Here is a 13,749-nt window from a genome sequence, read left to right as displayed (position 1 = left end):
GGAGCAGACCGTTTATTGTAAAAAATGAATGGATCAGAAAGTGAATGCGGTATTCTCCAATGCAGCTTTGCACTGGATTGAGGACGCCGAGGATGTCGCAGCTTATGTAAGTAACATCCTACCGGAGAGCGGACGATTCGTTGCCGAATTTGGCGGCAAGGCAATGTGGATATGATTGTCTAGATTGGATCTCAAATTATTTACCCATCCTTTCGATTAAAGGGTTTGTTTTATTTTTCTAAATGATAAAACTGCTAGAACACACAGATCACCGCAACTACGGTGGTTTCTCTACATGACGCTAGCCCTGCAATGTAGATCAAAAGTCACAAATTTGTATTTTTGAAACTTTTCATATACGCTATAATTATAATAACCGGACTACTCTCGTCTTCTTTGCCTAACGATAATATTGTAGGTATACCGGGGCTTTAACTTTGATGAGAGGTGTTTAATTTGCTCTGGCTTTCCAATTATGAAGAAGATTTGCAGCAAGCGTTCGCTGTTGCGGACAAGTTGTTATCCGCATTCCCTACCTCCTTTAGCCAACCAGCCCGTGACTTTCTTGATAAGTTCCATGTCATGAAGGAGCATCGCTCGAAAAATTACATTTGCTATCTTCTACCGTTCTGGCTGCAGGAGAAGTCAGAAGTATCTAGCGCCGACTGCCGCAAAATAGCGATAGCAAACATTTTCGGGATGCTGTACTATCATCTGATCGATGATCTGATGGATAATCCCGATGCCAGGTTCAAGCATCAACTGCCTCTAGCCGACCTTATTCACTTCGAGTTTATGAGCATTTACAGAGAATACTTCCCAACGGGCTCCCCATTCTGGTCATACTTTCGTAAATATGTCAGCGAATGGGCCGATGCTGTCACTCACGAGAACAGCAATAACTTCTTTCTAGAGCATCCCGTACGAGTTGCTCATAAGGCTGCACCAGTGAAGTTATCCGTAGCTGCTATTTGCTTGCTGTCTGGCCAGGAGCAAATGATTCCTTTGCTTGAAGACAACGTAGATACCGTGCTCATTACGCTGCAAATGTTGGATGATTGGATGGATTGGGAGAAGGATCTGAAGGAAGGCAGCTATAATTGCCTTATCGCTCTAATTCAGACCAAGAAGCAACTGCCTGAGAATCAGCGACCTACACCAGAGGAGATTCGGCACGCGATTTATACGGAAGACATTTTACTAGAATACGCACTCCAAGTCGAAGCTCATCATCGGTCCCTAGAAACAGTCCGGCCTAACGCTCGCCATCTTTATGACTTTCATGAGTTTCTCTACCAAAATGTTCAACAAGGCGCAAATCAGATCGAAACAGACAGGAAATTGTTAGAAAAGGGCGGATTAGAGTACTGGCTGTCGAAAAAAATCATTAATTCCTAGATTATAACTGTGACTAATGTTATAATATGTAAGCACTTATAACCATTTTTTCTGAGAAAGGGTGATCTTATGACAACATCAGGAGCTCTCCTTCAAACGCAAATTATTCAGAAAGCTTGGCAAGACCCTAGTTTCAAGGCCAAATTGCTAGCCGACCCAAAGGCTGCAATCCAGGAGGCGCTCGGGGTTACAATTCCCGATCACATCAAGGTTAAGACAGTTGAAGAAAGTTCCGACGAATTTTATCTTGTTCTTCCCCCAAATCCGTCGGATGTAATTAAGAGCGACATCAAGCCGAATGCTGTGTGGAGCTAACCAATATCTTTCATAGCAATACAAAGGTTATAAAAAAAGCTTCCCGTCAATCTTCTCTAGACGGGAAGCGAATAATTGCTTCGGTACCTACTCCCTTTTCACTCAGGAAAGTAATCTCCCCTTGCATAACCTCGATAATTCTAAACGTTACCATCAAGCCGAGTCCTGTTCCCTTTGTCTTGTTTGAGAAGTATGGTTCACCAAGTCGAGCTAATACATCAGAATCCATCCCTTCGCCGTTATCTTTTATATGGATATATACCCATTCATCTTCTTTATATCCCCATACCTGGATATCTCCCTCCCCGTGGAGAGATTCGATACTATTTTTAATGATATTAATAATAGCCTGTTTAAACTTTGAAGAGTTTCCTTTGATCAGTAGATTGTCAGGAATGTTTACCGCGATTTTTCCTCCTTGCAAATTAGCCATCGGCACTAATATTCCCTCAATATGTATGAATTCCTGCAGTAAGTTTAACGTAGCCACCTTTCCTACTTCCGGCTTGGCAAAAGTAAGAAAATCAGTGATGATATTCGATGCACGGTCAAGTTCGTCCAGAGCCATATGCAAATATACCTTCTCAGAATTCTCGTGCTTTTCAGCTAATAATTGAATGAATCCTCTGGTGACCTGTAATGGATTCCTCACTTCATGAGCTACAGAAGCAGCCATTTCACTGATAATTTCCATTTTCTCAGAACGCTGCAGTTCATTATTGAACATCTCTAGCTGCTTAGAGTACTCAACCACTTGTTCATGATTTTCAGCAAATCTTCTTCCAAGAATAATAATTAAAGAAATCAGGAAGCATACTACGCCCCATTTCCACAAATACAAATCATAATATGAATTTTGAGAATAAAACCAAACTAGTTCTCCAATTCCTAACACTGCTAAGATTAGAAATCCTATACTAAAAATAACCGCATCTTTATTCTTTTGAAATGTATAAATAGTCACAATGCTTAATAGCAATACAAACTGGGTAATTATTATAAAACCGAGAAATTCCTGTGATATTAAATTATATATAGGAAATGCTCTGCCTGATGTCAGCTCATTAAGAATAAGCAATAATGTACAAATTACCGAATAAACTACTTGAAAATTTCTAAACTTTCGAATTATTGAGTAATAACCAGAACCAAACACTCTCTCGAAGAAAAATGTAAATGCTGGCAGCAAGATAAATAATGCAGCATCAAACAAAGTTACATATACCTTACCCAAATCCTCAAACAACCAATATAAAAAGGATGAGTACGTAACTACAATTACACCGCTAGATAAAAATACAGCACAGAGAGATACCCATATTACAAGATTGTCTGATCTCAGAAATACAGTGCAAGCTAACATAATTACTGCAATAAATATAAGTGTGCTTCCCAAAATGAAATCAGAAATATTGCCTTTAACATACTTTTTTAGTAGTTCTTGATATTCACCAACTTGAATTTCGTTTGGAATTCCTATTCTCCTTTGAGATGATACCCCAATGTAAAGAGTTTTCTCGGAATCAATTTTATCCACGGGTAAAAGCACACTATTGATCTCATAATTAAAACTGCGATCAGATTCATAGATCTTAGCCCCATTATAGATTGCCAAAATATGTTTTCCGTAGATCTTACTAATAAGAACCGTAGATAATTCTAGCTTAAGTTCGGGTAAATCAATTTTTATCCATTGAGTATCTGCATCCTTAGGCCTTTCAGGTGCTGGGGCTTGTGTAGAAACCGGAATCCAATCAAGTTTATCCAAGTTTTGCTCACTAAGATCTAAATCACTATCGCTTGTCCATGCAATTTCCCAGTTACCTATTGTTTGTTCAGTTGATTTTATGTCACCAGAATTCTCCAATAGAAAAACACAATATACAATGAGCAATAATCCAAAAAAGATGACTATTCCTTTGAATAACCCCTTCATTTCAGCACCCCTGCCAGTAAAATAAGGACATTTCAAATTCCCTCATTTTATTATTCGATATAATCTCTCTTAAACCTTCAATATTCTGGAAAAATCCAAAAAAATCTTATCATATATTGTCATTTACAAGGAGGTTCCTATATTTGCAAACATCAGATGGATATTGGTTTAAATTGCTTCAAAGTGTTAATATACCACGACTTTGCGTCAGAGCATAGATAAAAAGGTAAGTGAGAACCCATTCCGAAATAACTTCATGTTTGTCGAAAACGCTTGTTCGGGCAGTGTCCTCGCTTCAGCTTTGCTTATACGATCATCCCTCTTACACATTTTTGCGGCTTAATAAGAAAGCCGGGCAGTCTTTCTGAACACGAAGAGACTGCCGAGAAAATCTCGACAGTCTCACACTTATTTAGTATTTTGTTAACTAGAAATTAAGTTTAAAATCCGTGATATTCAGTGTTCCAGCCGATGTCGTCTCGCCAGCACCTAAATATACCTTGAATAAGATCCCTCGAATATCCGTCAGGTTGGATACAGTCGCGTTATTTACCCAATCTGTTGCCGCCGATTTCCAAATCGGGGAATTGAGCTCATACGTCACTTCAACCGATTCTCCAGGAGCTATAATGCGTTCGGTAGTTGAATCTGTTTCCGTTTGACCGCCCGACTCTTGCCATACCCAGCCGCTGCCTGCTTTTAACACCAAAGCAACACGGATAGCATCACTGCCCGTATTTGTTAAAGTAGCAGAGAGGCTTGAGTATTGGGACCAGTCATCACCAGTTCCGAGTCCTGGCTTCGTTTCCGTTGCAGCGCCAGCCGCTACAGTATCGCTTAAAGAGGAACTATAATTGACAAAAACCGTTTCGCCCTCCAAACCAGTGGATACATTCCCTGTGAAGGAAGACTCCACGAAATCCCATGGATAGTAGCTAGCTGTCTTTGGACGATTCATCTCAGCAATAGTGGCCGCATAAGCGTTTGGCTCCAGATCAAAATCAATTGTGTGCAGTTGTACGCTTCCAGCAAAGCCGCCACCGCCGCTCTGCACTCTCAAGATCATTCGATTTACTTCTTTAATTGCAAGACCGTCTAACGGAATAGCAGCCATGATCGTCGTTTTGGCCGGAATTTTAATATACTGCCCAAGCTCTACCCATTCCCAATCGCCGTCTTTGACAATGGGTTGCATTTGAATTTCCTTGGCGTTCGGATTCGTTACGATGATGTTCATTTTACTGTACGAGCTCCAATTCGCAGATGGACTTGGATCGACTTGAAAACTGGGGTAGTTTTCTGTTTGAAGGTTAAACGTCATATCCAGTCCGCCGCTGTCCAGTGTTGTAAGCGTAGCAACTGTTCCGGACGCTGGCTCGTCAGCCCCGTTGATGCCAACGTACCAGGTATCATAATCGGCGATAGCACCCGGGTCAATCGTTTGAATATGGTCAGGATCACCCGTGGTAGCGGTTACATCATTGCTGTCAGCAGATAAATTGTTCGCGTCATCAAACGCTTTTACCGTGAAAGTATAGGTTGTATTGCCCTCCAGACCAGATACGATAAAGCTGGTTCTGGTGCTTGTAGCTTCTAATACGCCATCCTTATAAATATGATAGCCTGCAACGCCAATGTCGTCGGTAGATGCTGTCCAGGACAGAGATGCAGTTGTAATTGCTGGTACAACTTTTAGTCCTGTTGGAGCCGTAGGAGGCGTTTTATCATTACTTTCCAACGTAGTCACATTCACAGGATTGCTGGCATCAGATAGATTGCCGGCACCATCGATAGCTTTTACCGAAAATGTATACGCTGTACTGCCTTTTAGCCCCGTGACTGTATGGCTTGTCGACGGACTAATTGCGACCAGCTTTCCATCTTGATATACATTGTATCCTGTAACTCCGACATTATCTGTCGATGCATTCCAGTTCAAGGCCACCGATGAAAAAGTCGTTGATGTGCCCGTAAGGCCAGCAGGCGCGGAAGGTGCTTCAGTATCGTTTGAACCGCCGCTATAAACCGTGCTTAGCTGGGATGTTGCTCTGATCCCGTTCGGCCCTTCAACAATTGCACGTCCTTGTTCTGTCAAGCTTGTACCGGCCCAGTCGTTAGACATATCCAAGTATTCAAGGCCAGATCCGTTACCTTTCCATGACCACCCGAGATACCCTACGCCTTGTTGCTGTGAATAGCTCATAATGGTGGCCTCGTCAACATCTCCATCCGTATGTCTGATTCCGAACTCCCCGATGACGAGAGCCAGGTTTTTGTTCAACACATTATCGATATTGCTTCTTACTGTGGCAGCGTCCCCGCCCGCGTATTCATACATATGAATAGAGAACATCGTATTTTTAAGCGGGTCAGCATCGAACACCTCAGTTCCGTAGTCAAAAATCGACTGCGGATATTGCCCCCAGCCAGCGGCATCGACCATGATGGTGTTTTTGATGCCAGCGTTTCTGAGCTTTGGAATAACTGACTTGTAACCATTTGCCCAGCCCGCTCCATCCCAAGTACCGTGCCATTCATTGGCAATATTGAGGATGACTGTTTTTTCTTTTCCGATCAACGCGCTTTTCATTTCAATCCAGTAATCTGCGATCTTATCCAGCATCGCAAAATCATCATATCCGGTAGCATCATGGACTTCAAGAACAACGACCAGCTTGTTCTGCTCCGACAACGTAATCAGATTTTGAATAGCGGACAAACTGTCTTTGGTCCATTGCTGACCATCGGACAGTACAATTCGAATCGTATTAGCTCCCGTTGCCGCAATCGCAGGAATCGCAACAGATTCTTGACCTTTATACCATGTGTAAGCATGATTTACGCCCCTCATCACAAAAGGATTTCCGTTGGCGTCATAAAGAGTCGTACCATTGATATAAAATCCTTCATGCGGCGTTGCAGAATTATTATCCGTCTTAACGCTGACCGCATTGCTGGTTTCAGAAACATTGCCTGCGGCATCCTTGGCTCTTACCGTGAAGTTGTATGTTGTATCGGCCGTGAGACCCGTCACCGTATAGCTCGTCTCCGCGCTAGTTCCTGCCAGAGTAGTTCCGTTGTAAATATCATAGATCGTTACGCCTACATCATCGGTCGACGCCGTCCATGTAAGACTTACCGATGTACTCGTCTTGGACGAGCTTTGCAGATCCGTTGGTGCCGTTGGTGCTGTTGTATCCGATACCGTATCAACCTGCGTGAATTTCCACTTTTGCTGGGCATTGCCGTTATCCGTCCATTGTTGAACATTTGCCCCGTCATGGGTGTGCCCGCCAATTACATCCAAAGCTTTACCGCTGGCTTGTGAGATTAATTTATAGTATCCGTCGCCAGCCTCAATAATTTCCCAATTTTGATTCGGTGAGCCGTTGTCAGTCCATTGCTGCACATTTGCTCCATCAGAAGTAGAGCCTCCGGCAACCTCCAGCGCTTTACCGCTGGACTGGGCGATCAACTTATAATAGCCGTCGCCAACCTCAATTGCTTTCCAATGCTGGTGGGCATTCCCGTTATCCGACCACTGCTGCACGTTCGCTCCGTCTGTAGTCGAACCACCTTCTACATCCAGGTTTTTCCCGCTATGCTGAGCTGATATTTTGTAAACTTCACCTGAAACTATTCCCCCGGTATTGCCATTGTCACTGCCTACCGGATAAATTTCAAAATCCCATAGGGAGTATCCATATTCAGTCCCTCTTTCTGTGCCGTACATCCTTACATACCTTGCATCAGTTGTGTTAAAGGAAATGCTGTCAATTCCGCCTTCTCCACTCGAAGTGGAAAATACGGTTGTCCAATTGTTGTTGTCGGTCGAAGTCTCGATTTGGTAGGACTTCGCATAAGCTGCTTCCCAATCTAGCATCACGCCATTTATCGCGGTAGTACTGCCCAAATCTACGGTGATCCACTGCGGATCAGCATATTGTGAAGACCACCGCGTCGATGAGCTGCCATCTACCGCAAAAGCTGCCGCCTTTTCTGAATCTTCAACGGAGCTTGCAGTCACGGATTTATTAAACGCAATATTCGATGAAGCGCTTACACTAATCGGCAACATACTAACAAGCATCCCTAACAATAGCACACAACTTAATATTTTCTTCATTCGTTACCTCCAAGTCATCAGATAAATTTATTAATTACACCTCACGATTCATCTAGTTGTCCAAAACGGCCTTTCTGCTTCCCTCCTCCTTTATAGCGTATCTGTCCAAATTTCCATCCCTCATGCTTAATAGCGCTCTCCTCCTGCTCCAGCACATCACATGGGAAAGAAACAAGAACTAAAAGTAGTCATGTCAAATTTACTTTTTGTTATCATAATTGTCAATAGTTATCATAACAAAAATAACATCATAGTTCTTCAGACCCACGGATTAATGCTATTAAAACTTGCTTAAATTTGTGTATAAAAAAATGGCTGTCGAGAAAATCTCGACAGCCTGTTGCGGGCAAGCGCCCGCTTTTTGCTTCTCTTACATTATCTTTTTAATCTCATCCTTAATCGATTCAGCCTGCGGTCCAAAGACAATTTGAACTGCGCCTTGGCCGAGGCGCATAACACCGGATGCGCCAAGCTTTTTCAATTCGGAGTCCTTCACTTCGTTCTCATCCTTCACGATTAAGCGAAGACGGGTAATACATGCGTCGATGCTTACGATGTTGCCCGCACCGCCGATATTCTCCAGCACTTTGACCGCTTTCGATGCTTTAGATTCTGTCGAGGCTGTGCCGGCGCCTGCTCCAACGGCTGTCCCTGCACTCTGATCAGCAGATTCCTCTTCTTCATGGTCGTCATCCTCGCGTCCCGGGGTTTTCAGGTTCAGCTTTGTAATCAGAATCCGGAAGAGGAAGTAGTAAACCACACCGAAGGCCAAACCTACCGGAATGAGCAGCCAAGCGTTCGTGGACATCTTCATATTCACCAGATAGTCGATCAAACCAGCTGAAAACGCGAAGCCTAGATGCACGTCCAGCACGTACATGATGAAACCGGAAAGACCTGTCAAGAGCGCATGAACTACATATAATACCGGAGCAACGAACATAAATGCGAATTCGAGCGGCTCGGTAATCCCCGTTAAAAATGATGCCAGGGCCGACCCCATAAAGATGGAACCGACGAACTTGCGCTTGGATGGCTTAGCGGTGTGAATAATCGCCAGGGCCGCCGCAGGCATCGCAAACATCATGATCGGGAAAAAGCCAGACATGAACATTCCTGCCGTCGGGTCTCCAGCAAAGAAGCGCCACAGATCACCATGAACGACTTCCCCAGCGGCATTGGTATAATCGCCAATCTGAAACCAGGCGATAGAGTTAAGCACGTGATGCAGGCCCAGCGGAATCAACAGACGGTTGGCTGTCCCGAATACGAAAGATCCAATGCCTCCAAGCCCCACAACCCAGTTGCCGAAATCGGCGATCACGTTTTGAATCGGACTCCATACCATACCGATCAGAACTGCGAGCACCATCGTGGAAGCGGCGGTGACAATCGGCACGAATCGTTTGCCGGCAAAGAAACCGAGCCAATCCGGCAGCTTGATATTGTGGTATTTGTTATACAGGTAAGCTGACCATAATCCGACAAAGAAGCCACCGAGAACACCCATATTCAGCTTCACGTCATCCGGTATGAACGGCATTTGCAGCGGCACTTGAGCAAGTACTCGCGTGAGCACCATATATCCGATAAACGCCGATAAAGCTGCAACAGCGTCTCCGGCAAATCCGATCGCAACGCCGATCGCAAAAATAAATGGCAAGTTGTCAAGGATCGCCAGAGCGCCTGAGGTCATAAAGGGGGTGACGAATTGATTCAGGAATCCTCCGAGAGCCCCTAGGGGAATATCATTTTGATAATCGATCATTCCAAGCCCTTGCAAGATACCTGCCGCAGGCAGTGTAGCTACCGGCAGCATGAGAGCCTTCCCTAGCCTTTGCAATTTCGCCAGCATGTCTATCATCCTTTCGATTTCAATAAATTAGCATTACTTTAGCATTGGATTGAAAACGTTTACATTATGTACCGAGTAAACATCGGCTTTCTCCCCTACCAACCAGTAACGAAAAGCCCTTTCGAATCCCCTCCTTGCATAAAAAAAGCCAAGAAGAACGACAACTACAGCTAAATAGTTATGCATCCTCTTGGCTCATGCCCACATTCATGGTAACACGCCTTAAAACGTATTCATTTGTTGCTGTTATAATAATTCAGACCTACCGTATTGTCAATAACAAAAAATAACTTTCTAGGGTTTTAGACTGATATTCAGGACAAAATCCCTGCCTGCAGTAACATTTCCAGTTTGTCCTTCAACGGATGAGGCCAGCTCATCGGCATTGGTTACGATAATCGGCGTGACCACAGGGTAGCCGGCTGCCTTAATGACATCGATATCGAATTCAATAAGCGTTTGGCCCGCTTGAACCGAATCCCCCACTTCTACTTGGCTTGTGAAGCCCTTTCCTTTTAAACCTACGGTGTTGATGCCGATATGAAACAGGTATTGAAGGCCAGTTGCGTTGTCCTCCAACATAACGGCATGCTTGGTATTGATGACATGGGCAACCGTACCGTCAAAAGGAGCGATCAGCCGCCCCTCGGATGGTTCAATAGCGACTCCCTGCCCCATGTATCCTCCGGCAAATGCCTCATCCGGCACTTCGGATAGTGGCACCGCTATACCGGTTAAGGGAGATTGAACCTCAACCTCTTTCTTGGATTTCTTTTTAAAGCGTTCAAACATTTATGATTCCTCCTTAGTTCGCTGCTGCTTGTTTTGTTTCCGTCCTCGAAATAAACGGTATAGATGCATGGCCAGAAAACAAACTTCTGCTTCTGGTACGAGCCTGCCCAAATCCTGTTCCATTTCCATGGCTAGTCGACCTGCAAGCTTATACTCGCTGATAAACTGGTTTTTGATTTGTTCCGCGAACGGATTATCTACATTCACCGAGTGATTCAAGATTCGATCCACCGAAAAACGTAAATGCATCAGCAATCGGACATGATCCATGCTACCGCTTTCAAATGCGATACCGCGTTCCTGCTCGATAATTTCGATAAGACGCCCCACCATACTGGAGGATTTCACCAGTTGTCCCACTGGAACGTGACTGACGGCAGAGTAAACATGATACGTCAGGAAGCCGACTTCATCCTCGGGCACTTCAATATCGAACGCCTTGCCGATCATATCCGCCGCCCTCAATGCAATTTCATATTCCTTGGGAAAGCTGATCTTCGTTTCCTCGAGAAATGGATTAATGATGTCCATCCCTTTCTGAATCCGATAGATCGTAAATTGGATGTGACTGGGAAGTGCAAGGTATACCTTATCATTCAGCTTTCCCGGAAACTCTTTAGTGATACTGTTCAGAATTTGATCGGTTATTTCCAGCACCTTCGGTTCAAAGTCCTCCAGCAGGCGGTACTCGTTCCACTGCTCTCGATCCTCAAGCTTGAACAGTTTCTCGATGCGGGGATCATCCGATGTGATTGTTCCAGCTACTTTCGTACCAAAGCCGATTCCTTTGCCAAGTATTACGTATTCAAGCTCTTTTTTCCCGCTGCCGTGAACCATAACGACATTGTTGCCGATGACCCGAATGACCTTAAACGTCTCCGACCCATTCATCTACATCCCCCCCTTCTATAAGCTTAAACTGATTTTGGCAAAAGGGTTAGCAAAAAATAAAAGAGCCAAGAAGAAACCTTTGAAAATAAAGGCTTCCCCTTGGCTCATGCCCGAAACGGTAACACGCCACCACGAAGTGGTTATAGAGCATATGATAAAGCAATTGAAGATCAGCGTCAATGAGTTCATTCATCGGCGGGTATAATTATTTGACTGAGGCGGCGTTCTGTTCCGGCTGATTTGTCTGAGTGAAGGATTTTCGGTTCATCCACCCTACAATGACAGCGAGGCCGCTAATTGCAGCCGCAATGATATAGACCGTCGCTATCCCGAATGAATCAGCTAATATACTCATCATCAAAAGAGATAAACCATAAATTAAACTAAGAACAACATATTGGGCACTAAAAACTTTAGGCAATACGCTATTATCAACACTCCTCTGCATAATTGTCCTTCGGCATATATTTGCCAGTTCTGTCAGAGGGCCTGTAAATAATACAATAAACAATGTAAGAAATGCATTGGAATTTACAGCATACAATACTGTAACAATGACATACCCTAGCGTTCCACCTAGCATGCATAATACGATTCTCTTCTCAATCTGCTTGACAAGAGAAATTAGTATTAATCCCCCGATTACTGCACCTGCAAAATAACTTGCGTTGATATATCCCCACCACTGTTCATTCTTATCTAATACTTCTAACACAAACATTAAAATAAATGGGCCAGCCCATACGGCCCCCCCAAATTGTTCTGTGGCATCCATAAACAGGAGTGAGCGAAGACGCGCAGATTTCCATAAGGCGACCCAGCCCTCCTTCATTTCTTTCCAATGAGAGTCAGTAAGCTCTCTTTGTTCTTTACGATTAACTCGCAAATCCCATAAGTGCCTTCGCGGAGGCTCAGTAGGGTCATCAATAAATAAAGTAATAAAGGCGGTAATGCCATAACAAAGGGAAATAATCGCGAGCATATAATGAGGGCCAATGATGATAAGCATGATCCCCCCTAATGCCCACCCCCCAAATTGAACAACTTGATCGGTAATGGAAATAATCCCATTTGCCTTTAATAAGGCATTATTATCAACTAATCTCGGGATCAACGCATTTCTTGAAGGCATTGTCCAACCATCCAGAAATGCTAGAGTGAATACAAATGCAAGAATGATAAATATATTAAGGTTTTCCTTCGAGGCAGTTACATAAATATAAAGCAGGATAAAAATAAAAAACTGACTCATTTGAGATAACAAGATTAGTGAGGGCAACCTGAACCTTTCAATCATAAGTGGAGCAAAAAGGCCGCTAATTAAACGGGATATAACTACAAAGAAAGGAATTAGCGTCGTAACGATAATTGAACCGCTCTCCTTTAAAATCATCATAGTTAATGCCAGCGTATATAATAAATCCGCGATATTGGATAACGTTTGGCTTCCCCATAAATAATAAAAGGATTTTTTCATTTATAACTCCCTTTTTTTGCGACTTATCTCTTTCCTAATCTCAAATTGCCCTGCATACGTATGAATCAACGAAGGGCTGTCTGGATTGTGCTTTTCTAACGTCTTGTTAACCGCGCTTTCACTTTGAACTGCATAACAGTATACACAATTGAATTTGCAAGTGTTATAGACCCCCATATCCACGGATTCCGTGCATAAGCAAGCCTCACGTTGATTATTATCTTTACGATAATTTAAATTTAAATCAAAAAGACACGATATGAGAGAGGCATCTATACAGCTCCCATGTGAAATTCCGCAATGATCCAGATCCAATGCTTCAGCACAAGTTTCAACCTGAATTTGGTTTCTGGCCGCTATTTCACGAATGGCATCTGCGAATTTCTCCAGTTCCTCTTTATGCTCAGGCAAGGTGATATCTGAAACCCTGATCTGGTGTTCTTTTTCAAGCCTTTCTACTTTTTTCTCCGTTTTATTGTAAAAATCCATGAAGCTGATCACTAATTTTTGCGTATATCCTTTGAACTGGCTGGATAAGTGCTGCAATTTATCCAAATGGTAGGAAATTGGCGTAATGCTGCTAATGAGAATTGGATCGTAACGCCAAACCAGCTTATCTGCTCCAATCTGACGGCTTAAGGTTTGAAAGGTATCGATTCTTTGTCCAATGGATGGAACGTAAGGCTCAAGAGCTTTGGGATAATCGTTTAATGTAAATTGAAAGTAATATCGATAACCTTTTTCATCCAACGCTTTTAGGTGTTTTATAAACGGCTTTGGATTTTTCGTCCAGAAGACAAAGACGTCCACATCTTCGGGCTTCAGGCTAAATCCGCTGACTTGATTTGGGTTGAATGGATTAATCCTGTAGAAGTACCCCCCCTCGATCCGTTTCATAAACCATTCTCCAAAAAAGGCCGGAATATCTGTTCTTCTGCTGGCACTGATAATCATACGAC

At 43.4% G+C, this 13,749-nt stretch carries 10 protein-coding genes; 3 read left to right on the top strand and 7 right to left on the bottom strand.

All coding sequences use genetic code 11. The annotated features are described in order from the left end of the window. Window positions 1–28 precede the first annotated feature (28 nt). The 3 genes from CZ379_RS26140 to CZ379_RS10480 all read left to right on the top strand — a co-directional run bounded on the left by CZ379_RS26140 (window position 29) and on the right by CZ379_RS10480 (window position 1,713). A complete protein-coding gene (locus tag CZ379_RS26140; protein ID WP_199925562.1) occupies window positions 29–175 on the top strand; it encodes a class I SAM-dependent methyltransferase in 147 nt (48 codons plus the stop codon). Between the two features lie 272 nt (window positions 176–447). Then, on the top strand, window positions 448–1,398 hold the full coding sequence (locus CZ379_RS10485; RefSeq protein WP_407668658.1) for a class 1 isoprenoid biosynthesis enzyme: 951 nt from the start codon (window positions 448–450) through the stop codon (window positions 1,396–1,398). Between the two features lie 69 nt (window positions 1,399–1,467). Beyond that, complete coding sequence (locus CZ379_RS10480; protein ID WP_110931583.1) at window positions 1,468–1,713, top strand: NHLP leader peptide family RiPP precursor; 246 nt, start codon at window positions 1,468–1,470, stop codon at window positions 1,711–1,713. Window positions 1,714–1,759: 46 nt separating this feature from the next. Here CZ379_RS10480 and CZ379_RS10475 read toward each other — a convergent pair whose 3' ends face one another. The 7 genes from CZ379_RS10475 to CZ379_RS10445 all read right to left on the bottom strand — a co-directional run bounded on the left by CZ379_RS10475 (window position 1,760) and on the right by CZ379_RS10445 (window position 13,744). Beyond that, the gene (locus CZ379_RS10475; protein ID WP_110931582.1) at window positions 1,760–3,649 is read right to left on the bottom strand and encodes a sensor histidine kinase; all 1,890 of its coding nucleotides are present in this window, start codon (window positions 3,647–3,649) and stop codon (window positions 1,760–1,762) included. 427 nt (window positions 3,650–4,076) lie between these two features. Then, the gene (locus tag CZ379_RS27045; RefSeq protein ID WP_199925561.1) at window positions 4,077–7,775 is read right to left on the bottom strand and encodes a cellulase family glycosylhydrolase; all 3,699 of its coding nucleotides are present in this window, start codon (window positions 7,773–7,775) and stop codon (window positions 4,077–4,079) included. 370 nt (window positions 7,776–8,145) lie between these two features. Continuing rightward, a complete protein-coding gene (locus CZ379_RS10465) occupies window positions 8,146–9,630 on the bottom strand; it encodes a PTS transporter subunit EIIC (protein WP_110931581.1) in 1,485 nt (494 codons plus the stop codon). A gap of 294 nt (window positions 9,631–9,924) precedes the next feature. After that, the gene (locus tag CZ379_RS10460; protein ID WP_110931580.1) at window positions 9,925–10,422 is read right to left on the bottom strand and encodes a PTS sugar transporter subunit IIA; all 498 of its coding nucleotides are present in this window, start codon (window positions 10,420–10,422) and stop codon (window positions 9,925–9,927) included. After that, window positions 10,423–11,313 (bottom strand): PRD domain-containing protein, encoded by an 891-nt coding sequence (locus CZ379_RS10455; RefSeq protein WP_110931579.1) that lies wholly within the window; start codon window positions 11,311–11,313, stop codon window positions 10,423–10,425. A gap of 205 nt (window positions 11,314–11,518) precedes the next feature. After that, a complete protein-coding gene (locus CZ379_RS10450) occupies window positions 11,519–12,790 on the bottom strand; it encodes an MFS transporter (RefSeq protein ID WP_110931578.1) in 1,272 nt (423 codons plus the stop codon). Continuing rightward, the gene (locus CZ379_RS10445) at window positions 12,791–13,744 is read right to left on the bottom strand and encodes a DUF1848 domain-containing protein (protein ID WP_110931577.1); all 954 of its coding nucleotides are present in this window, start codon (window positions 13,742–13,744) and stop codon (window positions 12,791–12,793) included. Window positions 13,745–13,749 lie beyond the last annotated feature (5 nt).

It is taken from the genome of Paenibacillus bouchesdurhonensis (genome assembly GCF_900155685.1).
In the GTDB taxonomy this organism is placed as follows: domain Bacteria; phylum Bacillota; class Bacilli; order Paenibacillales; family Paenibacillaceae; genus Fontibacillus; species Fontibacillus bouchesdurhonensis.
The sequence above is the reverse complement of the archived record's forward strand: the minus strand, read 5'-3'. Positions and strand labels throughout refer to the sequence as shown.

Coding starts and splice junctions, on each gene's coding strand:
- CZ379_RS10460 (WP_110931580.1), bottom strand. CDS start 10,422: ATGTTTGAACGCTTTAAAAAGAAATCCAAGAAAGAGGTTGAGGTTCAA.
- CZ379_RS10450 (WP_110931578.1), bottom strand. CDS start 12,790: ATGAAAAAATCCTTTTATTATTTATGGGGAAGCCAAACGTTATCCAAT.
- CZ379_RS10445 (WP_110931577.1), bottom strand. CDS start 13,744: ATGATTATCAGTGCCAGCAGAAGAACAGATATTCCGGCCTTTTTTGGA.
- CZ379_RS26140 (WP_199925562.1), top strand. CDS start 29: ATGGATCAGAAAGTGAATGCGGTATTCTCCAATGCAGCTTTGCACTGG.
- CZ379_RS10480 (WP_110931583.1), top strand. CDS start 1,468: ATGACAACATCAGGAGCTCTCCTTCAAACGCAAATTATTCAGAAAGCT.
- CZ379_RS10475 (WP_110931582.1), bottom strand. CDS start 3,649: ATGAAGGGGTTATTCAAAGGAATAGTCATCTTTTTTGGATTATTGCTC.
- CZ379_RS27045 (WP_199925561.1), bottom strand. CDS start 7,775: ATGAAGAAAATATTAAGTTGTGTGCTATTGTTAGGGATGCTTGTTAGT.
- CZ379_RS10465 (WP_110931581.1), bottom strand. CDS start 9,630: ATGCTGGCGAAATTGCAAAGGCTAGGGAAGGCTCTCATGCTGCCGGTA.
- CZ379_RS10455 (WP_110931579.1), bottom strand. CDS start 11,313: ATGAATGGGTCGGAGACGTTTAAGGTCATTCGGGTCATCGGCAACAAT.